This is a genomic window from Mycobacterium sp. E787 (assembly GCF_001668725.1).
GTDB lineage: Bacteria > Actinomycetota > Actinomycetes > Mycobacteriales > Mycobacteriaceae > Mycobacterium.
The window spans coordinates 30,424-53,204 of the sequence record NZ_LZKL01000007.1 but is presented as its reverse complement, the minus strand read 5'-3'; the positions used below and the strand labels follow the sequence as shown (position 1 = coordinate 53,204).

At 70.2% G+C, this 22,781-nt stretch carries 22 protein-coding genes and 1 pseudogene; 4 read left to right on the top strand and 19 right to left on the bottom strand.

Annotated features, from left to right (window positions below; translation table 11 throughout):
* Position 1: 1 nt before the first annotated feature.
* Positions 2-1,630: a thiol reductant ABC exporter subunit CydC gene (gene cydC, locus A5705_RS00290; protein WP_068274426.1), complete on the top strand. Its 1,629-nt coding sequence runs from the start codon at positions 2-4 to the stop codon at positions 1,628-1,630.
* A 5-nt stretch (positions 1,631-1,635) separates the two neighbouring features.
* Here cydC and A5705_RS00285 read toward each other — a convergent pair whose 3' ends face one another.
* The 3 genes from A5705_RS00285 to A5705_RS00275 form a co-directional block, all read right to left on the bottom strand.
* The gene (locus A5705_RS00285; RefSeq protein ID WP_068274423.1) at positions 1,636-2,553 is read right to left on the bottom strand and encodes an LLM class F420-dependent oxidoreductase; all 918 of its coding nucleotides are present in this window, start codon (positions 2,551-2,553) and stop codon (positions 1,636-1,638) included.
* 45 nt (positions 2,554-2,598) lie between these two features.
* Positions 2,599-2,775, bottom strand: a complete 177-nt coding sequence (locus tag A5705_RS00280) for a hypothetical protein (RefSeq protein ID WP_231982336.1) — start codon at positions 2,773-2,775, stop codon at positions 2,599-2,601.
* Between the two features lie 206 nt (positions 2,776-2,981).
* Positions 2,982-3,833 carry a LysR family transcriptional regulator gene (locus A5705_RS00275; protein ID WP_067878453.1) on the bottom strand — a complete coding sequence of 284 codons (852 nt, stop codon included), beginning with the start codon at positions 3,831-3,833 and terminating at the stop codon, positions 2,982-2,984.
* A gap of 170 nt (positions 3,834-4,003) precedes the next feature.
* Here A5705_RS00275 and A5705_RS00270 point away from each other — a divergent pair, with 170 nt between their 5' ends.
* Positions 4,004-4,927 (top strand): DMT family transporter, encoded by a 924-nt coding sequence (locus A5705_RS00270; RefSeq protein WP_082956206.1) that lies wholly within the window; start codon positions 4,004-4,006, stop codon positions 4,925-4,927.
* On the opposite strand, the gene A5705_RS00265 is transcribed toward A5705_RS00270, so the two are convergent.
* From A5705_RS00265 to A5705_RS00220, 10 genes are all read right to left on the bottom strand, one after another.
* Complete coding sequence (locus tag A5705_RS00265) at positions 4,924-6,318, bottom strand: bifunctional lysylphosphatidylglycerol flippase/synthetase MprF (RefSeq protein WP_067878450.1); 1,395 nt, start codon at positions 6,316-6,318, stop codon at positions 4,924-4,926. The two genes, A5705_RS00270 and A5705_RS00265, sit on opposite strands and share 4 nt — an antisense overlap.
* A 150-nt stretch (positions 6,319-6,468) precedes the next feature.
* Positions 6,469-7,344, bottom strand: coding sequence for an acyl-CoA thioesterase II (locus tag A5705_RS00260; RefSeq protein ID WP_067878447.1), 876 nt, complete (start codon positions 7,342-7,344; stop codon positions 6,469-6,471).
* A 23-nt stretch (positions 7,345-7,367) separates the two neighbouring features.
* Positions 7,368-8,786 carry a pyruvate kinase gene (gene pyk, locus A5705_RS00255; protein ID WP_067878444.1) on the bottom strand — a complete coding sequence of 473 codons (1,419 nt, stop codon included), beginning with the start codon at positions 8,784-8,786 and terminating at the stop codon, positions 7,368-7,370.
* A 63-nt stretch (positions 8,787-8,849) separates the two neighbouring features.
* A complete protein-coding gene (locus A5705_RS00250) occupies positions 8,850-9,236 on the bottom strand; it encodes a DUF2752 domain-containing protein (protein WP_067878441.1) in 387 nt (128 codons plus the stop codon).
* Between the two features lie 182 nt (positions 9,237-9,418).
* Positions 9,419-11,053, bottom strand: coding sequence for a prolipoprotein diacylglyceryl transferase (locus tag A5705_RS00245; RefSeq protein WP_068274420.1), 1,635 nt, complete (start codon positions 11,051-11,053; stop codon positions 9,419-9,421).
* The gene (gene trpA / locus A5705_RS00240; protein WP_068274415.1) at positions 11,050-11,865 is read right to left on the bottom strand and encodes a tryptophan synthase subunit alpha; all 816 of its coding nucleotides are present in this window, start codon (positions 11,863-11,865) and stop codon (positions 11,050-11,052) included. The genes A5705_RS00245 and trpA overlap by 4 nt, the downstream gene beginning before the upstream one ends.
* Positions 11,862-13,136 carry a tryptophan synthase subunit beta gene (trpB, locus tag A5705_RS00235; protein WP_197521216.1) on the bottom strand — a complete coding sequence of 425 codons (1,275 nt, stop codon included), beginning with the start codon at positions 13,134-13,136 and terminating at the stop codon, positions 11,862-11,864. The genes trpA and trpB overlap by 4 nt, the downstream gene beginning before the upstream one ends.
* 32 nt (positions 13,137-13,168) lie before the next feature.
* Positions 13,169-13,987: an indole-3-glycerol phosphate synthase TrpC gene (gene trpC / locus A5705_RS00230; protein ID WP_067878427.1), complete on the bottom strand. Its 819-nt coding sequence runs from the start codon at positions 13,985-13,987 to the stop codon at positions 13,169-13,171.
* Between the two features lie 100 nt (positions 13,988-14,087).
* Positions 14,088-14,765, bottom strand: a complete 678-nt coding sequence (locus A5705_RS00225; RefSeq protein ID WP_068274409.1) for a TIGR02234 family membrane protein — start codon at positions 14,763-14,765, stop codon at positions 14,088-14,090.
* A complete protein-coding gene (locus tag A5705_RS00220) occupies positions 14,758-16,308 on the bottom strand; it encodes an anthranilate synthase component I (protein ID WP_068274407.1) in 1,551 nt (516 codons plus the stop codon). The genes A5705_RS00225 and A5705_RS00220 overlap by 8 nt, the downstream gene beginning before the upstream one ends.
* Before the next feature lie 94 nt (positions 16,309-16,402).
* Between A5705_RS00220 and A5705_RS00215 the strand changes: the two genes are divergently transcribed.
* Positions 16,403-16,867, top strand: a complete 465-nt coding sequence (locus A5705_RS00215; RefSeq protein ID WP_067878418.1) for a peroxiredoxin — start codon at positions 16,403-16,405, stop codon at positions 16,865-16,867.
* Positions 16,868-16,871: 4 nt separating this feature from the next.
* On the opposite strand, the gene A5705_RS00210 is transcribed toward A5705_RS00215, so the two are convergent.
* On the bottom strand, positions 16,872-17,969 hold the full coding sequence (locus tag A5705_RS00210) for a calcium:proton antiporter (protein ID WP_067878414.1): 1,098 nt from the start codon (positions 17,967-17,969) through the stop codon (positions 16,872-16,874).
* 73 nt (positions 17,970-18,042) lie between these two features.
* Positions 18,043-18,399: pseudogene (locus A5705_RS00205) on the bottom strand (SAM-dependent methyltransferase); the annotation flags it as partial.
* A gap of 154 nt (positions 18,400-18,553) precedes the next feature.
* Between A5705_RS00205 and A5705_RS00200 the strand changes: the two are divergent.
* On the top strand, positions 18,554-20,074 hold the full coding sequence (locus tag A5705_RS00200) for a serine/threonine-protein kinase (protein WP_068274405.1): 1,521 nt from the start codon (positions 18,554-18,556) through the stop codon (positions 20,072-20,074).
* Here the strand turns inward: A5705_RS00200 and hisI are convergent.
* Genes hisI through priA form a run of 4 tightly spaced genes read right to left on the bottom strand, consistent with a single transcriptional unit; the run spans position 20,071 to position 22,738 of the window.
* Complete coding sequence (gene hisI / locus A5705_RS00195) at positions 20,071-20,418, bottom strand: phosphoribosyl-AMP cyclohydrolase (RefSeq protein WP_067878404.1); 348 nt, start codon at positions 20,416-20,418, stop codon at positions 20,071-20,073. The two genes, A5705_RS00200 and hisI, sit on opposite strands and share 4 nt — an antisense overlap.
* Entirely contained in the window at positions 20,415-21,200 is a 786-nt protein-coding gene (gene hisF / locus A5705_RS00190) for an imidazole glycerol phosphate synthase subunit HisF (protein WP_068274404.1), read from the bottom strand. Before hisF ends, hisI begins: the two co-directional genes overlap by 4 nt.
* Position 21,201: 1 nt before the next feature.
* Complete coding sequence (locus A5705_RS00185; RefSeq protein ID WP_067878398.1) at positions 21,202-22,002, bottom strand: inositol monophosphatase; 801 nt, start codon at positions 22,000-22,002, stop codon at positions 21,202-21,204.
* 4 nt (positions 22,003-22,006) lie between these two features.
* Positions 22,007-22,738 carry a bifunctional 1-(5-phosphoribosyl)-5-((5-phosphoribosylamino)methylideneamino)imidazole-4-carboxamide isomerase/phosphoribosylanthranilate isomerase PriA gene (gene priA / locus A5705_RS00180; protein ID WP_067878395.1) on the bottom strand — a complete coding sequence of 244 codons (732 nt, stop codon included), beginning with the start codon at positions 22,736-22,738 and terminating at the stop codon, positions 22,007-22,009.
* Positions 22,739-22,781: the final 43 nt, after the last annotated feature.

Below are 22,781 nucleotides of genomic sequence, written 5' to 3'. Positions count from 1 at the left end.
GATGGCCGTGCAAGCGTTGACGCTCCTGCGCCCGCGGCTGCCGCGGGTCCTGGCGGCCGTGGCACTGGGCGTGCTGTCGCTGGGCAGCGCGCTGGCCCTGGCCGGGTGTTCGGCATGGCTGATCACCCGGGCCTGGCAGATGCCGCCCGTGCTGGACCTGTCCGTCGCGGTCGTCGCCGTGCGCACGTTCGCGATTTCGCGGGGCGTGCTGCACTACTGCGAGCGGCTGGCCACCCACGACACCGCGCTGCGCGCCGCCGGCAGCGCGCGGGCGCAGATCTATCACCGGCTCGCCGGCGGTCCGGCGGCGGCCGCCGTCCGCCTGCCCAGCGGTGAGCTGGTGGCCCGGGTGGGCGCCGACGTCGACGAGCTGGCCAACGTCCTGGTGCGCGCCGTGGTGCCGATCGCCGTCGCGGCGGTGCTCGGCTTGGCCGCCACCGTGGCCGTCGCGGTCATTTCGCTACCGGCGGCGACGGTGTTGGCGATCTGCCTGCTGGTCGCCGGCTTCGTCGCCCCCAGGCTGGCCGGCCGGGCCGCGGCCACACAGGAAGAGGTTGCCCGCCAACACCATTCAGATCGCGACAAATCCGCGATGATCGCCCTCGAGCACGCGCCGGAGCTGCGCGTCGCCGGCGCCCTGCCCGGCGTCATCGCCGATTCGCAACGCCGCCAACGCGCCTGGGCCGACGCCCTGGACGCCGCCGCCCGACCGGCCGCCATCGCCGAGGCGATGCCGACCGCTGCGATCGGGGCCAGCGTCCTGGGTGCGGTGGTGGCCGGGATCGCGTTGGCGCACAGCGTCGCACCCACCACCCTGGCCGTGCTGATGTTGTTGCCGCTGTCCGCTTTCGAGGCGACGACGCCGCTACCGGCCGCCGCGGTCCAGCTGACGCGCTCGCGGATCGCCGCGCGACGCCTGCTCGACCTGGCCCCGCCGGACCGCCCGGCCGAGCCCGGCGAGGTCGTGCCCGCGTGCGGGGCGCTTTCCGTCGACGTCCGTTCCGGTCACGCGGATTCGGCGCGATCGGTCCCGGTGCGACTCGACCTGGCGCCGGGTGCCCGGCTCGCGGTGACCGGCCCCAGCGGTTCGGGCAAGACGACGCTGCTGATGACGCTAGCCGGGCTGATCCCCCCGCTGGACGGGCGGGTAACGCTGGACGGAACCGACCTCGGGCGCTTCGGCGAGGACGAATTGCACAGGGCCGTCAGCTTTTTCGCCGAGGACGCGCACGTCTTCGCCACCACGGTCCGGGACAACCTGCTGGTCGCCCGCGGCGACTGCCGCGACGACGAGCTGACGGCGGCGCTGCGCGCCGTGGGCCTCGGCGGGTGGCTCGCCGGTTTGCCCGAAGGCCTGTCGACGGTGCTGACCGGTGGCGCGCAGGCACTCTCGGCGGGACAGCGTCGGCGACTGCTGCTGGCCCGCGCCGTCATCTCGCCGGCCCGCGTCGTGCTGCTCGACGAGCCCACCGAACACCTCGACGCGGCCGACGCCGACCGGGTGCTGAGCGACCTGCTGGGCCCGGACGCCGGCCTGATGTCGGCGGAGCGGACCGTCGTGGTGGCCACCCACCACGTGCCTGAGGGTATTCGGTGTCGGGAACTTCACGTCGATCACGTCGCGGCCTGACAGGCTCACAACGAGGCGGTAAGGCTCCACAATGCTTCGCGATCAACCGATTCCGAGCGGTCCACCGGGCTGATCACGACGTCCGTCGCGCCCGCGTCCAGATAACGCCGCAGCTGCCGCAGCACCGATTCCCGGGTCCCGATCGCGGCGAGTTCGGTGATGTTGGCGACGCCCTCCCTTGCAATGACGTTCCGGTACGACGGGATGGTCTGGTAGAAGCTCAACTGCTCGCCAGCGGTGGCGCGCGCGGTGTCCGCGTCGTCGGACAGCAGCACGGGAACCGCGGCGATGATCCGCGGTGACGGGCGGCCTGCGTCGGCGGCCGCTTTGGCGATCGCCGGCGCGATGAATTCGGCGATGGTGCGAGGCCCGGCGAGGTAGGGCAGCGTGCCGTCCGCGAGTTCGCCGGTGACGCGCAACGCCTTGGGCCCCATCGCGGCGACGTACACGGGCACAGGCGTTCCGCCGGCCACCGCCACAGGAAACGCGGGGCTGGCGCTCAGCTCGGCGCCATGGACGTCGACGCTGCCGGTGTCGAAGACGGCGCGCAGGATGGTGAGATGCTCGCGCAGCCGCTGGATCGTGTTCGACCAGTCGGTGCCGAACGTCTGGCGTTCTATCGCACGGGCGCCGAGGCCGAGTCCGAGGCTGAAGTTGCCGTGCGAGGCGGCTTGCGCCGTCTGAGCCAACGAGGCGACGATCAACGGGTGTCGCGGGTTGATCGGCACCACCGACGTGCCCACCCCCAGCCCAGGCACGGCGGCCCCGATCAGGCCCGCCAGCGCGATCGCGTCGTAATGGGCCTGCTGGGCCAGCCAGATCTGGCGGACGCCGAGTTCGTATGCACGCCTTGCCTGTCCAATCACGTCATCGACGAGGTTTTCGGCATCCTGGCGCGCCGTGATGATGATTCCAGTGGTCATGACGCAACCAACGCACCCGGGTCGGCCGGGGATTCCCCTCGGATCTTATTGATCCCAATCCAGGCGGCGCAGGACGTCCTCGATTGTCTCGGCGTTGCCGTACGGATCGCGCAGCCGCGCCGGACAACGCCCCCACAGCACCAGCGGCAGCTCGTGGGGCAGTAGCTCTATCACCACGCCGTCGCGGCCCGCGGTGGCCGACAGGCCGCGGCCCGGCGCCACAACCAGATCGGACCGGCCATCGCTGCGCAGAACAACCGGCCGCGACACCACGTCGGCGCCGTCGACTGTAGTTGCGACAGGCTCACGATGAATGCGCGCATGGCCTCGTCGCGCAATCCCGATGTTTCGGCCATGGGGCCCACCCAACAGGCCCGCGCGGCCGGAGGCTAGCGGCTTTGCGACATCACAGCCGGCCTTGGCTACCTTCAGTTCTCGGCGGCCAGCACGTCACGCACCGCGGCGTCGACGGTGCTGAGCAGGTCGGCGTCGATGCCGGTCCGACCGCGAACCAGTATCGAGGCGAAATTGGCCGGCGGCAGGCCCTCGGCCGGGCACAGGCCATCGGGAAGCTTTCCGATCATCGGGAGCAGCGCCACCCCGAGACCCGACCGCACGGCCGCGTAGAGCCCGGACAGATCGCCGCACTCGACGGCGATCTCGTAGGCGATGTCGCGCCTTTCGAGGATCGAAAACGCCGGTTCCCGCAACGTGCACGGTTCCGAGAAGATCACCAGCGGCAGCGGATCGCGCGTCGACGCCGCGAAGGTGCGGGCCGAAACCCATTGCAGCGGGACCGATCCCGACGCGTTGACGCGATCCAGGCCCGCTCCGTCGAGCATGACCGCCACGTCCACCAGCCCGCGTTCGATGGAGTCGGCCAGCGACACATTGCGGTCGAGCCGAAAGCGCACCCGCCGGTCGGGAAGTCGCTCGCGCAGCGCCCCGGTCAGGCCGGCCAGCATCACGTCGGCGCCGTGCTCGGTAGCGCCGATCGTCAACAGCGCCTGTTCGGTTGCGCCCAGGTCGTCGAGCGCCGCGTCGTGGGCGGCCAGGATGGCGCGGGCGTGCCGCAGCACCTTGTGGCCGGCTTCGGTGAACACCATGCCGCGGCCCGAGCGTTCGACCAGTGTCTGGCCGACCACCGCTTCGATCCTGCGCAGGTGCTGGCTGACGGCGGACTGGCTCACGTGCAGCGCGGCGGCGGCACGGTGAAATCCGCCACAGTCGGCGACGGCGACGAGGCTGCGCAGGGGTGCGATGTCCAGGACCTGAGCCATGTCTGCACCCTAATTCGATTCGTATTCACGATCAATAGCCGAGGTAACCATGTCGAAAATTGGATTTTGGACCAATCACCGATAAGTGCTCACGATCGATCCCGACCCGTAATAATCGTTGGACTCGGTCAGTCGAGCACGCGAACATGGGTGGCATGGACTTGCCGCGCATGCCACTGTCCACCGCTTCCGCGGTGACCCTCCTCTACGCGTTGGGCTATCCGATCGGGGCCCTGGCCGTGGCGGCGATGACGCCGATGGCCGCCCTGGTCCTCCGGTTCGCTTTGGCCGCTTTGATTTTGGCGGCCTGGACCCTGCTGGCCAAGGCGCCCTGGCCGCGGGGGGTGCAGTTCGGCCACGTGCTGGTGGCCGGCCTGCTGATCCAAGCCGTCCAGTTCTGCTGCCTCTACGAGGCTCTTCAGCTGGGCTCGCCCGCGGTGCTCGGGGCGGTGGCGATCGCGATGAATCCCGTGACCACGGCAATCCTCGGTGCGGTGTTCCTGCGGGACCCGCTCGGCCCGCAGCGGTTGGCCGCACTGGTCCTCGGCGTCGTCGCGGTGCTCGCCGCCTGCGCCCGACGGCTGATGAGCACTCACGGCCTCGACCCCGTCATCGTGCTGCTCGTCGTTGCCCTGCTTGGTCTTTCGGCGGGCGGCGTCTATCAGCAGCGGTTCTGTGCCGGGGTCGACTTCCGCGCGATGAGCGCGATGCAGAACGCGGTGGCGCTGATTCCCGCGGCGGCCCTTGCGGCCCTCACGCCCTTCGCCGTCCACGACGGGATCAAGGCGGCGATGGCGGTCGGCGGCATCGTGCTGTTGAATGCCACGCTGGCGGTCAGCCTGTATGTGCGCGCCATCAATACCCACGGCGCGGCGGCGGTGGCGATGCTGTTCGCCGTCATTCCCGCGGTCGCCGCGGTGCTGTCGTGGCTGATGCTCGGCCAGCGGCCGGATCCCGGCGTCGGGGTCGGCCTGGTGGTCGGCGGACTCGCCTGCTGGCTCAACAGCAGGGCGTCCGGCCGGCGCCGCGACGCCAAGCCCCCCGCCAAAGCCCCGGAGGCCCAGGCGCTTTCCAGGGCCTGCGCCGTCGGCTAGAGGTGCCGCCGGCGCGGCATGAACTCGAGCGTCAACAACACGACCACCAACGGAAGCAGTTGGGTCATCGAGATCAGCGCGTAGCGCCGCGCGTCCATGGCGTGAAACTTGCGTACGTAGCGGTACAGCGACTCCAGCGCGATCAGCGGGTCGAGAATGTGGATCAGCCGGTAGAAGACACGCTGGACCCGGCCGCGATTCTTGTCCTCGAAGATCTCGGGGAACGCCGCGAATGACAGCGATACCCGCTGCGCCCCAGCCTCTTTGGCGGCCATGATCATGTCGATGCTGAGCCGTTCGTCGATCCCGTTGGGGGACCCGCGGCGGCGCCAGGGGACGTCAAGCGTGACGTCGCTGCCTCCGCCGGCGGTCGCGTAGCGGTGGAAGCCCTGCACGCGACCGTCGGCGTCCCTGGCGATGATCAGCTGAATGCCGGGGAACCGTCCTTCCAGCACGCCGTCGAGGTTCATGTAGAAGCCGCGGTCGTGGTGGGCGCCGCTGGGAGAGGCCCGCACCACCTCGGTGAGCTCCGCGAGCAGCTTCTCGTCGAGTTCCTGCTCGGCCACGATCTCGGTGGTGATGCCGGCGTTGTGCGTGCGCTTCACGGCCTGACGCAGGTTGCGGAACTTGCGGCCCACCATGTCGAAGCCGGCCACGTCGACGACGACGTCGCGGCCAATCGGGACCGCCCGCAGCGATTGTCCGATGACCGCGGGGTCACGCCACAGCTCGAGTCGCCGCTCGCTGCACCCGACCACCGCGATGCGCCAGCCGTGCGTGTGACACATGGCGGCGAAGTCGGCGACCAACTCGGGGAATCTCGCCTCGTCACCGATCGGGTCGCCGCCGACCGCCGCGTACCCCAGCCGGGTCCGGTAGGCCAGCGCGGCCCTGCCGTCGGCGGTGAAGTGGTAGCACTTGCCCGTCTGCATGGCGAAGGGCGCCAACGGGTCGTCGCCGGTGGCGTCGATCAACGACCACACCCGGGGCAGGTCATCGGGCCTCGGACGGGCCGACGTCGGCCACATCAGCACCATCCCGGAGGCGACGATCAGCACATTGCCGAGCAGGTCGAAGGACAGCACGTGCGCCCCCAGCCCGGCGACCACGAAAAGCGCGGCGGCAACGGCGTGCACGGTCGTGACCGGGCGTCCCAGGAAGATGCCGCGCGCGATGAACGCCACCGCGCCCAGCACGGTCAGCGACCAGCCCAGCCGGTCGGCGTAATGCCAATAGGGCTGCTGGTGGTGGCGGGCAAGGACGACAATCAGCCAGCCCGCAGCGCAGAGCAGGGCCAATGCCCCCATCCAGCGGGCCGCAAGTGAATCGACATGGACGACTACGCGTTCCCGCGCGCGGGGCTTCGCTGAGAGGTCGACGGGTCCGTTCACTCTCACCTCCCGATGCGATCAGTTCACTTCGGCAGTTTGTTCCCGCCCACTCGCACCGAATACCCGGCTGTGTAGAACTTACGCCGGATTGCGGCCGCGGTGGGCTCGAATCAGGCGGTTTTCCTGCAGGTATGCCGTACTGTGACCTGTTTATCGTCCGGAGGGCGGGAAATATATCAACACGCCCTCCTGGACGACCGTGGCGACCATCTGCCCGGCGGGGTCGAAGAAATGCCCGGTGCCCAGCCCGCGCGAGTCCGCGGCCACCGGCGACGACGTCGAGTACAGCACCCAGTCGTTGAAGTTGACCTGCCGGTGAAACCACACGGAATGGTTCGCGGACGCGGCGAAGATGCGGTCGAAACCCCAGGACAGCCCGTGGGTGGTGATGACCGAGTCCAGCACCGTGGTGTCCGAGGAGAACAGCATGGTGGCGGTGTGCAGGACGGGGTCGTCGGGCAGCACACCCAGCGCCTTCATCCAGACCCGGTTGTGCGGGAGCCGCTCACCCTTGTCGCGCATCACCCAGGACGGGTCGTTGGTGAAGCGCCACTCGATCGGCTGCAGGGCGTTGACGAAGTGCGGGACGGTCTTTTCGTACCCGCGCAGCAATTCGCCGAGCGGTGGCTGCGTGTGGGGCTGCGCCACCTGCGGCGGGTCGACGGCGTGCTCGAGGCCCGGACCGCCCTGCATGTACGAGATCAGCGCCGAGGACAACACGACGCCGCCCTGCACCGCGTCGACGCGCCGGTTGGCGAAGCGGCGTTCGTCTCGCAGCCGCACCACGTGGAATTCGATGTCCTTGGCGGTGTCTCCACCGTTGACGAAGTGCACCGACAGCGCGCTGGGCGGCAAGTCGTCGCGGTTCAGCGTGCGGCTGGCGGCGACGAACGACTGCGCCATGAGCTGGCCGCCGAAGGTGCGCATCGGGTTCTTGCTGGGGTGGGAGCCGAGGAAGCGATCGTCGGATACGCGGTTGAGGTCCAGTACCGCCAGCAGTTCCTCGAAATCAGAGGTGGTCTTGATCGCGGCCTCTCCTCTCCGGCGAGCTAGACGTCGTCCTCCCCGATCCGGTGCACATGGATCAGGTTTGTCGACCCTACTGTGCCAGGCGGCGCGCCGGCCACGATGACCACCAGGTCACCGCGCTTGTAACGACCGAGTTCGAGCAGCGACTTGTCGACCTGGCGGATCATGCCGTCGGTCGACGTCATCATCGGGACGATGAATGTCTCGGTGCCCCACGTCATCGCGAGCTGGCTGCGCACCTCGGGCCACGCGGTGAAGGCGAGCAGCGGCAGCGGGGTGTGCAGGCGCGCCAGCCGCTTCACCGTGTCGCCGGACTGGGTGAAGGCGACCAGGGCCTTGGCGTCGAGCCGCTCGCCGATGTCGCGGGCGGCATACGAGATCACCCCGCGTTTGGTGCGGGGCACATGCGTCAACGGCGGCGCGGCCGTGGAGTTCTCCTCGACCGCGCAGACGATCCGCGACATCGTCCGGACGGCCGCCAGCGGATACTTGCCCACCGACGTCTCCCCCGACAGCATCAGCGCGTCGGCGCCGTCGAGCACGGCGTTGGCGACGTCGGAGGCCTCGGCGCGGGTGGGCCGCGAGTTCTCGATCATCGAGTCCAGCATCTGGGTGGCCACGATGACGGGTTTCGCGTTCTCCCTGGCGATTTGGATCGCCCGCTTCTGCACCAGCGGAACCTCCTCGAGCGGCAGCTCGACGCCCAGGTCGCCGCGGGCCACCATGATGGCGTCGAACGCCAGCACGATCGCCTCCAGATTGTCGACGGCTTCGGGCTTTTCCAGCTTGGCGATCACCGGTACCCGGCGCCCGATGCGGTCCATCACCTCGTGCACCAGCTCGACGTCGGATGGCGAGCGCACGAACGACAGCGCGACCAGGTCGACGCCCAGGTTCAGCGCGAAGGTCAGATCCTCGATGTCCTTGTCGGACAAGGCGGGGGCGGAGACGTTCATGCCGGGCAACGAGATGCCCTTGTTGTTGCTGACCGGGCCGCCTTCGACGACGGTGCAGACCACGTCGTCGCCGTCGATGGCGTCGACCACCAGGCAGACCTTGCCGTCGTCGACCAGGACGCGGTCACCGACCATGGCGTCCTGGGCCAGCTTTTTGTACGTCGTCGAGACCCGGTCGTGGCTGCCCTCGCAGTCGGCGACGGTGATGCGGACCGTTTCCCCGTCGGCCCAGAACGTGGGCCCGGTGGCGAAGCGTCCCAGCCTGATCTTGGGGCCCTGGAGATCGGCGAGCACGCCGACCGCGCGGCCGGTCGTGTCGGAGGCGGCCCGCACGCGGTCGTAGGCGGCCTTGTGATCGGCGTAGTCGCCGTGGCTGAAGTTCATTCGAGCGACGTCCATTCCGGCCTCTACCAGCGCCAGAATCAGTTCGTCGGAGTTTGTTGCCGGGCCAAGGGTGCAGACGATCTTCCCGCGTCTACTCACGGCGAACCAGCATAGTCGTGCCGGGCGAGAGCAGCCCGAGTTCACCGATTCGACGCAACCCGGCTACCCGCTGAGGACGGTCGGGATCAGCGGGAAGCCCGGCAGGTTGCGCAGCACCGTCCACGCGATCGCCACGACGGTGAGCGTCACCACCGCCGGCGTCGACAGCACCGGCCGGCCCCGCCGCCGGCGAAACACGATCCAGCCGGCCAGCGCCGGGATGGCCAGGAGCACGAAGACGTTGTCGTTGACGGTGGCCGCGAGGTCGCCGTGCAGCAGGTCGTGCGTCATGCGAAGCCCACCGCACAGCGGGCAGTTCCAGCCGGTGAGCCATTTGAACGGGCACAGCGGATACACCGAATTCGTGTTGTGCGGGTCGACCAGGCCGACGTAGCCGACCGCACCGGCCAGCAGCAGGCCGGTGCCGGCCGCGGCGTACGTGCGGTTCACGTCGTCAACCTTAGTCGGGCGGGCGTCGACTACTCGAGGGAATACGGCGCAATCCGCGCCACTATTCGACCTTCGCGGCGAGTGTGAATCCTGGGCGATGACACGCCGACGAACGCCGCCGCCAGCTCACACCAAAAGCCCTGAGTTCACCCTTCGACCCGCCCGCGCCGGGCAGGTCGGCGCTACGGGCCGCGTCGATTTCTCAGTCGGAAGCTCAATCGCCGCCTGGTGGTGCCGGCCCCGCTGTCCTCCGCGGGCTTCTCCGTGTCGTCCTCCGGCTCCGAGTCGGCTTCGGGCTCTTGACCTTTGGGCTCGGCGGCCTCGGCTTCGAGGTCTTGGGCTTCGGGTTCGGCGCCCGCGGCCTCCTCGGCCTCCGCCGCGACGGCCTCGGACGCTTCGGTCTCCTCGCCGCCCGGCTCGGTCGGTTCGCTTTCCTCGGCCTCCGCCACAGCCGCCTCGGCCTCGGCGACTTCGGGTTCCGACGCCTCGGCCTCTTGGGGTTCTTCTGCTGCTGCTTCGGGTTCCGGTTCCTCGCCTGCGGCCGCCTCAGCCGCTTCGGGTTCCGGTTCTTCGGCTTCCGTGACTGCGGCCTCGGCCGGGGCGGTCTCCGGCTCTTCGGCTTCCGATTCCGCGGCTTCGGCCCGGGCGGTGGCGGGCTCTTCGGCCTCCGCCGCCGGCGGCGGAACTTCGGCATCGGCGGTTTCCGGCTCCCCGGCCTCCGGCGCCGCCGTCTCGGGAACTTCGGCATCGGCCTTCACGGTCTCGGCCTCGGTTTCGGCCTCCGCAGCCGTTACCGGCGCCGGCCGCCTCCGCGGAATCAGCCTGCTCGCCGCCCTGCCCGCCGCCGCCGCACCAGCCACCGCGGCCGCCGCCGCAACCGAGGGGCCGGTTATTCGCTCGGGTTCCTCTTCGGCCTCCGGCTCGGGTGGCGGCGCCTCCTCGGCAACGTAATCCTTGCCCCGCAAGGTCGCGGGATCCTCGCGGCCCTTCGGCGCCAGGATGATGTACACCACCGCGCCGATGAACACGAAAGTCGATGTGAAGACGTTGATCCGGATCCCGGCGATGAGCGTCGCCGTGTCGTTGCGCAGCAGCTCGACGCCGAACCGCCCGACGCAGTAGGCGGCGACATACAGCGCGAACAGCCGCCCATGGCCGAACTTGAACCGCCGGTCCACGTAGATCAGCGCGACGAAAACCAGGACGTTCCAGATCAATTCGTAGAGGAACGTCGGTTGCACCACGAACGCGACCTGCCCGGTCGAGACACCGTCGAGCGAATGCGGATCGACATATCCCGACGGGTCGCGCCGGTAGAAGATCTCCAAACCCCACGGCACCGTGGTTTCCCGGCCGTAGAGCTCCTGGTTGAAGTAGTTGCCGAGCCGGCCGATGGCCTGCGCCAAGACGATTCCCGGCGCGATGGCGTCGCCGAAGGCCGGCAGCGGAATCCCCCTACGCCGACAGGCGATCCACGCGCCGACGCCGCCGAGCGCGACCGCACCCCAGATGCCCAGGCCGCCGTCCCAGATGCGCAGTGCCGCACCGAATCCCGCGCCGCCCGGCCCCCAATAGGTCCGCCAGTCGGTGGCCAGGTGATAGAGCCTGCCGCCCACCAATCCGAACGGCACGGCCCACAGGGCGATGTCGTAGATGACGCCGCGCTGGCCCCCGCGGGCCTCCCAGCGCCGGTCGCCGATCATCAGGGCGACCACGATGCCGACGATGATGAACAACGCGTAGGCGCGAATGGGCAACAGGCCGAGGTGCCATACCCCCCGCGGTGGGCTCGGGATATAGGCGAGCACGCGCGTCACGAGGCGGCCTCCCGTTGCCGCACACCCGTAGCCAGTTCCCCCGTCAGCGCGCGCAGGGCGGGCACGCCGCCGTCACCCAGCGCCGACACCAGCGCCGAGCCGACGATGACGCCGTCGGCGTAGCTGCCGATCTGCGCGGCCTGCTCGCGGGACCGCACTCCCAGGCCGACGCCGACGGGTATGTCGGACACCGCCTTGACGCGGCGCACCAATTCGGGTGCGGCCTGCGACACCGCGTCGCGTGCACCGGTGACGCCCATCGTCGAGGCCGCGTAGACGAAGCCGCGCGACGCCTCGACCGTCAGCGCCAGACGTTCCGGCGTCGAGGACGGCGCGACCAGGAAGATGCGATCCAGTCGATGCTCGTCGGAGGCCGCCAGCCACTGCCCGGCTTCGTCGGGGATGAGGTCGGGAGTGATCAGGCCGTGGCCGCCGGCGGCGGCAAGGTCGCGGGCGAACGCGTCAACGCCGTAGCGCAGCACCGGGTTCCAGTAGGTCATCACCACCGCGCGGCCGCCGGCCGCACTGATCGCCTCGACCGCGGCCAGCGTGTCCCGGACCCGCACTCCCCCAGCCAGCGCGGCTTCGGTCGCCCGCGCGATGGTCGGGCCGTCCATGCCCGGATCCGAGTAGGGGACGCCGACTTCGATGATGTCGCAACCGGATTCGACGAGGGCGATCATCGCATCGACGGAGGTGGGCACGTCCGGGTAGCCCGTGGGCAGGTAACCGATCAGCGCCGCGCGGTTGTCCCGGCGGCAGGACTCGAAGGTCGGCCCCAACCGGCTGGCTTCGCTCTGCTGCACCGTCATTGCTCGTCGGGCCCCATCAAGCCGAACCACTTCGCGGCCGTCGCGACGTCCTTGTCGCCGCGGCCCGACAGGTTGACCACGATGACGGCGCCCCTGCCCAATTCGGCGCCGAGCTGCAGCGCGCCGGCCACCGCGTGCGCCGATTCGATGGCCGGGATGATGCCTTCGGTCCGGCACAGCAGCCCGAACGCGTCCATCGCCTGGGCGTCGGTGATGGGCCGGTACTCGGCGCGTCCGGTTTCCCGCAGCCATGCGTGTTCGGGGCCTACGCCCGGATAGTCCAGACCCGCTGAGATCGAATGGGATTCGATGGTCTGGCCGTCCTCGTCCTGCAACAGGTAGGAGAACGATCCCTGGAAGGCCCCGGGCGAACCGCCGCTGAACGTCGCCGCGTGCCTGCCGGTCTCGACGCCGTCACCGGCCGCCTCGAATCCGACCAGCCGCACGCCGGGATCGTCGATGAAGGCGTGGAAGATCCCGATGGCGTTGGAGCCGCCGCCGACGCAGGCCGTGACCGCGTCGGGCAGCCGACCCGCCTGCGCCTGGATCTGAACGCGGGTCTCCAGGCCGATGATGCGCTGGAAGTCGCGCACCATGGTGGGGAACGGATGCGGCCCCGCCGCGGTGCCGAAGCAGTAGTAGGTGTTGTCGGCGTTGGTGACCCAATCCCGGAACGCCTCGTTGATGGCGTCCTTGAGGGTTCGCGACCCGCTCTCCACGGAGACGACCGCGGCGCCCAGCAGCCGCATCCGGGCCACGTTGAGCGCCTGGCGGGCGGTGTCCACGGCGCCCATGTAGATCACACAGTCCAGCCCGAGCAGTGCGCACGCGGTGGCCGTGGCAACGCCGTGCTGCCCGGCGCCGGTCTCGGCGATCACCCGTGTCTTGCCCATCCGCTTGGCCAGCAGCGCCTGGCCGAGGACATTGTTGATTTTGTGAGAGCCGGTGTGGTTCAAGTCTTCTCGCTTGAGGAAGATCCGCGCCGAGCCGGCGTGCTCGGACAGCCGGGCGGCCTCGTACAGCGGCGACGGCCGGCCCGCGTAGTTGGCCTGCAATTCGTCGAGGGTGTCCAGGAAGTCGGGGTTGACCCGTTCCTTCTCGTAGGCCGCGGTGACCTCTTCGATCACCGCCATCAGCGCCTCGGCGACGTAGCGGCCGCCGTAACCACCGGGGCCGCCGAAATGACCACCCGGATCGGGGTCGTGGCGGGTGGGTTCGGCGATGGCCGCACTCGAAAGCGGAAGCTCCGGGCGGGACAGGTCTACCATCACCAATTCTCGACGCGGGGACAGCTCATCGGCGGCTAGCGAGACGGTTTGGGGCAGGACGGATGGGTGCCCGCGGTGACCAGGTCGGCGACCGCCGCGCGGGGGTCACCGCTTTTGACCAGACCCTCGCCGACCAGAACCGCGTCTGCGCCGGCGCCGGCGTAGGCCAGCAGGTCCCCGGTGCCGCGCACGCCGGATTCGGCGATCCGGATCACCTTGCTGGGCAGCCCCGGCGCGATGCGGGCGAAGCAGTCCCGGTCCACTTCCAGCGTCGCGAGGTCGCGGGCGTTGACGCCGATCACGTTGGCGCCTGCCTTGAGCGCCCGGTCGGCTTCCTCCTCGGTGTGCACTTCGACCAGCGCCGTCATGCCGAGCGATTCGGTGCGGTCCAGCATCGAGACCAACGCCGACTGTTCCAGCGCGGCAACGATGAGCAACAGCATGTCGGCGCCGTGCGCGCGCGCCTCGTGGATCTGGTAGGGCTGCACCACAAAGTCCTTGCGCAGCACCGGAATTGACACCGCGGCCCGCACCGCGTCCAGGTCGTCGAGCGAGCCGCGGAAGCGGCGCTCCTCGGTCAGCACGCTGATGATGCGGGCGCCGCCGTCTTCGTAGGCCCGGGCCAGCTTCGCCGGATCGGCAATGGGCGCCAGTGAACCCGCCGACGGGCTGGCGCGCTTGACCTCGGCGATGACGCCGATGCCCGGCTCGCGTAGGGCGGCCATCACGTCCAGCGGCGGGGGCGCCGCGGCGGCGGCCGCCTTGATTTCGCTCAGGCTGACAACGGCTTCACGCGCGGCAACGTCGGCCCGGACTCCCTCGAGGATGGAGTCGAGCACGGATGCCGGACTCATGCCTGTCGTTCCCTTCTCACTGCCATCACACTGTCGCCACGATTACTTAGCCGATTTCGATGACGTGAAAGAAGGGTAGCGACCGTCACCGCGCGGCCCGTCACCGACCCTCGGTGTCGGACTCGCGGGCCCGATCGGTCGGGTCACGTCCCTCGTCAAGCGCATCCCAGATCATCCGCTCCGACATGTCCGACATGTCCGGCTTTTCACCGCCCTCCGGCATCGCCCGGCCGGAGTCATCGCGCCGCGCATTCGATCGGCGGGCCGCCGGTGCGGCGTATTTCGTTGCGCTGCCCCGGGCCTTGGAGGCCGACCGCATCAACAGAACGGCCGCGGTCAGCGTGCACACGGCCGCGGCCACCGCGATCCCGGCCCCCCAGTAGCGCCGCTCGCTGCCCACCAGGAACATCACCGGGATGTGCGCCAGCTCGGCACCGCGCACCGCCACGTCCGCAAGCGCCCACAGGCTGACGCCCAGATAGCCGACCGCCAGGCTGGCCACCGCCAACAGCCCCGCCAGCACCCGCAGCGGCCAGCCGCGCACGGCGAGCGCCGCGACGGCGGTGGCCAGCATGAGCAGCGCCAACGGCAGCAGCGCCGTCGACCAGGCGGCGCCCGACAGCGCCACCTGCTTCGGCTGGCCCAGCCCGTCGAAAGAGCGGATCACCACCCAGGGCAGCCGCGACGCGACCCACAGGGCCCCCGCGGCCACCACCAGCAGCAGTTGGGCGACGACGATCGTGACCCGGCCCGCCCGAGCCGGGCGCGAATCACCCATTGCGGCCCGGTGGCGGCGCCGTCAGCGTCTCGGCGGCGGCGATCGCGCTGAGCACCGCCCGCGCCTTGTTGGAGGCCTCGGTGTATTCGTAGGGGCCGTTGGAATCGGCCACCACCCCGCCGCCGGCCTGAACGTAGGCCGTGCCGTCGCGCATCAGCGCGGTGCGGATGGCGATCGCGAAGTCGGCGTTGCCGGCGAAGTCGAGGTAGCCGACCACGCCGCCGTACAGACCGCGACGCGTCTTCTCCACCTCCTCGATCAGCTCCATGGCCCGCACCTTGGGCGCGCCCGACAGCGTGCCGGCCGGGAAGCAGGCCGTCACCGCGTCCAGCGCGGTCCGGCCCTCGCCGAGCAGCCCGGTCACCGTCGACACCAGGTGCATGACGTGGCTGTAGCGCTCGATGTGGCTGTAATCGTCGACGCGCACCGTGCCCGGTGTGCAGACCCGCCCGAGGTCGTTGCGGCCCAGGTCGACCAGCATCAGGTGCTCGGCGCGTTCCTTCTCGTCGGCCAGCAGCTCCTTTTCCAGCAGCTGATCCTCCTCGTCGGTGTGCCCGCGCCACCGGGTGCCGGCGATCGGATGTGTCTTCGCCCAGCCGTCGGCGACGGTGACCAGCGCCTCCGGGCTGGAACCCACGATCGAAAAGTCCGTTGCCCCAGCGCCGTTCGGCACATGCAGCAGGTACATGTAGGGGCTCGGGTTGGTCGCCCGCAGCATCCGGTACACGTCGATGGGATCGACGTCGGTGTCCATCTCGAAGCGCTGCGAGGGCACCACCTGAAACGCCTCGCCGGCGGCGATCTGCTCGACCAGGTAGTCGACGATCTTGCCGTACTCCTCGACGGTGCGCTGCGACCGATACCGCGGCTCGGGCCGCGCGAACGTGGCCACCGTCGACGGCAGCGGCTGGCCCAGCGCCGCGGTCATCACGTCCAGCCGGGCGATCGCGTCGTCGTAGGCCTCGTCGACGCGTTCGTCGGTGCCGTTCCAGTTCACGGCGTTGGCGATCAGGGTGATGGTGCCCTCGTGGTGGTCGACGGCCGCCAGGTCCGTGGCCAGCAGCAGCAGCATGTCGGGCAGCCGCAGGTCGTCGACCGCCAGCTCGGGCAACCGTTCCAGGCGCCGCACCAGGTCGTAGGCGAAGAACCCGACCATGCCGCCCGACAGCGGCGGAAGACCGGGCTTGAACGAACTGGGGGCGGCGGTGGCCAGCAGCTCGAGGGTGTCCCGCAGCGCGCGCAGCGGGTCCCCGCCCGTCGGCGCGTCCCGCGGCACGGCCCCCAGCCACACCGCCTCGCCGTCGCGGACGGTCAGCGCCGACGGCGCGCCCGCCCCGACGAACGACCAGCGCGACCAGGATCGGCCGTTCTCGGCCGACTCGAGCAGGAACGTGCCGGGCCGGTTCGCGGCGAGCTTGCGGTAGGCCGACAGCGGAGTCTCGCTGTCCGCCAAGACCTTGCGGGTCACCGGGACCACACGGTGCTCCACGGCGAGGTGGCGGAACTCCTCCCGTGACGTGGTGGCGGCGAGGTGGGCGTGCACCGACCCATCCTCCCAGATGGGGTAGGGCGGCTCGCGAGCGTAACCTGGCTGCGCTTATCTGCGGCCGGATTCGCAGTGGGGTTACGCTCGGCCCATGAAACCTGGTGACACCGTGGCCGACTTCGAGCTCCCCGACCAGACGGGTACGCCCCGCAAGCTCAGCGCCCTGCTCGCCGACGGGCCCGTGGTGCTGTTCTTCTACCCCGCCGCGATGACGCCGGGCTGCACCAAGGAGGCCTGCCACTTCCGCGACCTCGCCGCGGAATTCGCCGCCGTCGGGGCCAACCGGGTCGGCATCAGCGCCGACCCCGTCGAGAAGCAGGCCAAATTCGCCGACCTGCGCAAGTTCGACTACCCGCTGCTGTCGGACACCGAGGGCACCGTCGCCGCGCAGTTCGGTGTCAAGCGCGGCCTGCTGGGCAAGCTGATGCCGGTCAAGCGCACCACCTTCGTCATCGACACCGATCGCAGGGTGCTCGACGTGATCGCCAGCGAATTCAGCATGGACACCCACGCCGACAAGGCGCTGCAGACCCTGCGCGCCCGGTCGTCGGCCTAGCCCGTCAGGGGATGACCGCCAGGAACACGTAGGCGGCAAGCAGCACCAGGTGCACCTCACCCTGCAGCCGCGTGGCCCGGCCGGGCACCACGGTGAGCATGCTGATCACCACCGTGAGCGCCAACAGCACCAGCTGGGTGGGCGCCAGACCGAGCACCAGCGGTCCCTTCAACCAGATGCTCGCCAGCGCGATGGCCGGGATCGTCAGCCCGATGCTGGCCATCGCCGAGCCGTAGGCCAGGTTCAGGCTGGTCTGGATGCGGCCCCGCCGCGCCGCACGCACGGCCGCGAGCGTCTCGGGGAGCAGCACCAGCATCGCGATCACCACCCCGACGAACGTCTGGGGAAATCCGGCGGCGGTCACCAGACGCTCGACGGCCGGCGACTCCTGCTCGGCCAGACCCACCACCGCGACCAGCGCAACCAGCAACAACAGCAGGCTGATCAGCGCCGTCCGGGCGCTGGGCGGATCGGCGTGGTTCTCGTCCTCCTCGAAAATCCTTTTCTGGCCCCGCTGCGCGACGGGCAGGAAGAAGTCGCGATGCCGGACGGTCTGGGTGAAGACGAACAGCAGGTACAGCAGCAGCGAGGCGGCCGCGGCGAAGATGAGCTGCCCGGGCGAGAACTCCTTACCCGGATGGCTGATGGTGAACGCGGGCAACGCGAGGCTCAGCGTCGCCAGCGTGGTGAGCGTGGCCAGCGCGGCCCCGCTGCCCTCGGCGTTGAACAACGTCACCCCGTATCGGCGGGAGCCCCACGACAGCGACAGGCCGGCGATCCCGTTCGTCGTGATCATGAAGGCGGCGAACGCGGTGTCGCGGGCCAGGGTGGCCGCCTCGTTGCCGCCGGACGCCATCAGCTCGACGATGAGGGCCACCTCGATGATCGTCACCGCACCCGCGAGCACCAGGGACCCGAACGGCTCCCCGACCCGGGCCGCGACCACCTCCGCGTGCTCGACGGCGGCCAGCACGGCGCCGATCAACAGCACGGCCTGCAGCGCGACCAGGGCCGGTCCCAGCTGCTCGTCCCAGGTGGCCATCAGCACGACGACGGCAATCAGCGGCACCACTGTGTTCCAGGACGGCAGCCGCTTCAACATCGCTCGCCATTCTCACCGAATACGCGTCCCGGTGCGCGACGGGCGACCGTGGAGTCAGGCCATCTTCAGTCCGTCACGAAGATTTGGTCGCCACCACGAAATAGCCGCGCGGCATGCCGGGCACGTCCAGCGGAACCACCGGGTGCTCCCATCGGTGCCACCGGCTGCCGGGTTCGGCCACGTCGGTGACGACGGCGCTCCAGCCGTGCCGCTCGACGAGGGCGGCCGGCGCGTCGGTGCCGAACGTCCAGGGCGCGCCGAGCCGCCGGATGAATTGCCGGGTGGACTGCAGAAATGGCGCCTGCAGCAACGTCTGGCCGATCACGTTGTACAACAGCACATCCCCCGGAGCCGACAGCGCGTCGACGCGCGCGAACAGGGTGCCGACGGCCGGTGCGTCGAGGTACTGCAACAATCCCTCGACCAGCCACGCCGTCTTCGGCAGCTGGACCCGCGGTGTCGCCAACGCCCGAAGAATTCGACGTATTCGGCCAGGGGCAATGGCGGTCGGTACAGCGTGGGTCCGTAGACCACGGCAGGTCCTTTCTGCCATTTCGGGCCTCGGCCCTCAGTAACATGCTCACATGCCAGAAAGCGACGGCCTGACCGAGGGACAGGTGTTCGCCGGGTACACGATCATCCGTCGGCTCGGGTCCGGCGGCATGGGCCAGGTGTATCTGGCGCAGCACCCGCGGCTGCCCCGCCGCGACGCCCTGAAGATCCTGCCGCGCGCGCTGACCGCCAACGACGAATTCCGCCAACGCTTCAACCGCGAGGCCGACCTGGCCGCGAGCCTGTACAACGAGCACATCGTCGGCATCCACGACCGCGGCGAATGCGACGGGCAACTGTGGATCTCGATGGACTACGTCGAGGGGACCGACGCGGCGAAACTGCTGCGCACGAAGTACCCGTCGGGGATGCCGAAAGCCGATGTGGTCGAGATCATTTCGGCCGTCGCCGACGCGCTCGACTACGCCCACGAGCGGGGGCTGCTGCATCGCGACGTCAAGCCGGCCAACATCCTGCTCACCGACGCCAGCCCGCGGCGACGGATCCTGCTCGCCGATTTCGGCATCGCCCGCGAGCTGGGCGACATCAGCGGGCTGACGGCGACCAACATGCTGGTGGGCACCACCGCGTACTGCGCGCCCGAGCAACTGCAGGGCGCGGACCTGGACGGCCGGGCCGACCAATACGCCCTCGGCTGCACCGCGTTCGACCTGCTGACCGGGTCGGCGCCGTTCCGCCACTCCAACCCCGCGGTGGTCATCACCCAGCACCTGTCCACGCCGCCACCGAACATCAGCGAACGCCGACCCGAACTGGCCGACCTCGACGGCGCCCTCGCCAAGGCCCTGGCGAAGAAACCCGGGGATCGCTACCCGACGTGCGCCGATTTCGCCGCGGCGCTCGGCAGCCAGCTCAACACGTCCGCATCCGAGGTGCCGGCGGGTCCCACGACGGTCATCCCGGCACCGACCGAAGTCATCGCCGCGCCCCGCAGCCCGTCACCGCCGCCCCCGCCCGAGGCGCGCGCCGGCTCCCGGCGACCGGCGATCGTGATCGGGGCGCTGGTCGCCGTCGCGGTGGTCGCCGTGGGCGCCTACTTCGGCGTCCGCGCCCTCGGCGCCCGAAACCACCAGCACCACAACGCCACCGCCCCGGCTCAATCGGCCGCGCCCGGCAGTCCCGTCGCGCCCGCGCCCACACCGGGGATCAAGCTGTCCGGTCAGATCACCGACCGGGTCGGAGTGCTCGGCCCCCTCGAATACGACGCGGTGAACCGGGTGCTCACCGGGCTGTACAACGGGCGCGGCACCCGGCTGTGGGTGGTATACGTCCCGAACTTCGGTGGCCTCAAGCCGTTCAAGTGGGCCGAGGACACCATGGCGGCCAACCATTTCACCGACAGCGACGCCATCCTGGCCGTCGCGACCGAGGGGCCGGCGTACTCCTTCCGGGTGCCCAACGCGGTGATCACCGGCAAGGCCATCGATCTCGAGGCGATCCGCCGTGACCGCATCTCACCGGCCGTTTTCCGGCACGAGTGGGCCCGCGCGGCCATCGCCGCGGCCCAGGGATTGGACGTCGCGCCGGGCTAACCTTCGGGCCCGAGCAGCAGGTCGGCATCGAAGCAGCTGTGATCGCCGGTGTGGCAGGCGGCGCCGACCTGGTCGACCGTGAGCAGCACGGTGTCGCCGTCGCAGTCCAGCCGCACCGAGTGCACGCGCTGGGTGTGGCCGGATGTCGCGCCCTTGACCCACTGCTCGCCGCGGGACCGCGAAAAGTACGTGCCCTCACGGGTTTCCAGCGTGCGGGCCAGCGCGTCGTCGTCCATCCACGCGACCATCAACACGTCGCCGCTGCCGCGCTCCTGCACGACGGCGGCGATGAGCCCGTCGGCGTTGCGCTTCAAACGCGCGGCGATCGCCGGGTCGAGCGTCATCGGACCGTGATCCTCTCCGCGGCCATGGCCGCCTTCACCTGCCCGATCGTCAACTCGCGGAAGTGAAAGACGCTGGCCGCCAACACCGCATCCGCCCCGGCGGCGACGGCGGGCGCGAAGTGTTCGACCGCCCCGGCGCCCCCGCTGGCGATCACCGGAACGGTGACCGCCGCGCGGACCGCGCGCAGCATCGGCAGGTCGAAGCCCGCCTTGGTGCCGTCGGCGTCCATCGAGTTGAGCAGGATCTCGCCGACCCCGAGCTCGGCGCCGCGCGCCGCCCACTCCACGGCGTCGATGCCGGTGCCACGCCGCCCGCCATGGGTGGTGACCTCCCAGCCCGAGGGCGTCGGCGCGGACCCGGCGGGAACCGTGCGGGCGTCGACGGACAGCACGATGCACTGCGACCCGAATTGCGTTGCCATTTCGGCCAACAGGTCGGGGCGGTCGATCGCGGCGGTGTTGACCGACACCTTGTCGGCCCCGGCGCGCAGCAGCGTGTCGACGTCGGCGACGGTGCGCACCCCGCCGCCCACCGTGAGCGGTATGAACACCTGCTCGGCGGTGCGGCGCACCACCTCCAGCATCGTCGCCCTGCCCGACGAGGACGCGGTCACGTCCAGGAAGGTGAGCTCGTCGGCGCCCTCGGCGTCGTAGGCCGCCGCCAGTTCCACGGGATCCCCCGCGTCGCGCAGGTTTTCGAAGTTGACGCCCTTGACCACGCGCCCGGCGTCGACGTCCAGGCACGGGATCACGCGCACGGCAAGGCCGGTACCCGAGTACATCTCAGTAGTCCCCCGGATCGCCAACCGCGCTCAGGATGTCCAGGATCTCGCCGTGCGCACCGGGTGCGGCGGCCAGCACCGAGTCCGACGCGGGGGTCCACGGCTTGCCGGCCAGGTCGGTGACGATCCCCCCGGCGGACCGCACCTGCGCCACACCAGCGGCGTGATCCCACACGTGACCGCCGAAACTGATTGCGGCACCCACGATTCCGTCGGCGACGTAGACCAGGTCGATCCCGGTCGAGCCGTGCATGCGCAACCGCGACGACACCCGGCTGAGGTTCTCCAGCAGCGCGATCCGGTAGCGCCCGGGGAACCGGCCCCGCGAGTCGGCGCTGAAGGTCCCGACCGCCAGCAGGCTCTCCCCCAGCTCCGTGGTTTCCAGCTGCGGCTGCGGCGCACCGTTTTTCACCAGAGGGCCTCCCGCGACGGCCGTGTAGCGCTCGTCGATGAACGGCAGCCAGGTCAGGCCGGCCACCGGATCTCCGTCGTGCAGCAGGGCCAGCAGGATCGCGGCCATCGGCGAGCCGGCGGCGTAGTTGAACGTGCCGTCCACCGGGTCCAGCACCCACACCCACGGTGAGTCGACGTCGGTGCCGCCGAACTCCTCGCCGTGTACGCCGATCCCGGTGGTGGCTTGCAGAGCGGTGACGACCTGGCGCTCGATCGCGAGGTCGATCTCGGTGGCAAAGTCGTTGCCCTTCTTGGCAACCGCGGAGTCGGCGCGGTGGCCATCCAGGAACCGTGGCACGGCGGCATCGAGGATCTTCGATGCCACGGACACGAGCGCGTTCAGGTCCACCCGGCTACGACCTCACCGCGGCCAGGGCCTGCGGCAGGGTGAACCGCCCGGCGTAGAGCGCCTTGCCCACGATGGCGCCCTCGACGCCGCGGCCGGTGAGGGTGGCGATCGCGCGCAGGTCGTCCAGGCTGGACACGCCGCCCGACGCGATCACCGGCGCCTCGGTGCGGTCGGCGACCGCGGCCAGCAGGTCGAGATTGGGGCCGCCGAGCGTGCCGTCCTTGGTGACGTCGGTGACCACGAAGCGCGAACACCCCTGGCCGTCAAGGCGTTCCAGCACCTCCCACAGGTCACCGCCGTCGGTCTCCCAGCCGCGCCCGCGCAGCCGGTGCCGGCCGTCAACGATCTGGACGTCGAGCCCGACGGCGACCTTGTCGCCGTGCTCGTCGATGGCCCGCGCGCACCATTGCGGGTTCTCCAGCGCCGCGGTGCCCAGGTTGACCCGCGCGCAGCCGGTGGCCAGCGCCGCGGCCAAAGAGTCGTCGTCGCGGATCCCGCCCGACAGCTCCACCTGCACGTCGAGCTTGCCCACCACCTCGGCGAGCAGCTCGCGGTTGGAGCCGCGCCCGAACGCGGCGTCCAGGTCCACCAGGTGGATCCACTCGGCCCCGTCGCGCTGCCAACCCAGCGCGGCGTCCAGCGCCGAGCCGTACTCGGTTTCGCTGCCGGCCTTGCCCTGCACCAGGCGCACGGCGCGGCCGTCGACCACGTCGACCGCCGGTAACAGAATCAACACAGCCCCTCCCGCGCGCCGAAAGTGCCGCCGGCGACGCCTGTTC

Bases quoted from the DNA above. Each gene is read 5' to 3' on its own strand.
- cydC (WP_068274426.1), top strand. From the start codon at position 2: ATGGCCGTGCAAGCGTTGACGCTCCTGCGCCCGCGGCTGCCGCGGGTC.
- A5705_RS00285 (WP_068274423.1), bottom strand. From the start codon at position 2,553: ATGACCACTGGAATCATCATCACGGCGCGCCAGGATGCCGAAAACCTC.
- A5705_RS00275 (WP_067878453.1), bottom strand. From the start codon at position 3,833: ATGGCTCAGGTCCTGGACATCGCACCCCTGCGCAGCCTCGTCGCCGTC.
- A5705_RS00270 (WP_082956206.1), top strand. From the start codon at position 4,004: ATGCCACTGTCCACCGCTTCCGCGGTGACCCTCCTCTACGCGTTGGGC.
- trpA (WP_068274415.1), bottom strand. From the start codon at position 11,865: ATGACGGTGCAGCAGAGCGAAGCCAGCCGGTTGGGGCCGACCTTCGAG.
- trpC (WP_067878427.1), bottom strand. From the start codon at position 13,987: ATGAGTCCGGCATCCGTGCTCGACTCCATCCTCGAGGGAGTCCGGGCC.
- A5705_RS00225 (WP_068274409.1), bottom strand. From the start codon at position 14,765: ATGGGTGATTCGCGCCCGGCTCGGGCGGGCCGGGTCACGATCGTCGTC.
- A5705_RS00215 (WP_067878418.1), top strand. From the start codon at position 16,403: ATGAAACCTGGTGACACCGTGGCCGACTTCGAGCTCCCCGACCAGACG.
- A5705_RS00210 (WP_067878414.1), bottom strand. From the start codon at position 17,969: ATGTTGAAGCGGCTGCCGTCCTGGAACACAGTGGTGCCGCTGATTGCC.
- A5705_RS00200 (WP_068274405.1), top strand. From the start codon at position 18,554: ATGCCAGAAAGCGACGGCCTGACCGAGGGACAGGTGTTCGCCGGGTAC.
- hisI (WP_067878404.1), bottom strand. From the start codon at position 20,418: ATGACGCTCGACCCGGCGATCGCCGCGCGTTTGAAGCGCAACGCCGAC.
- hisF (WP_068274404.1), bottom strand. From the start codon at position 21,200: ATGTACTCGGGTACCGGCCTTGCCGTGCGCGTGATCCCGTGCCTGGAC.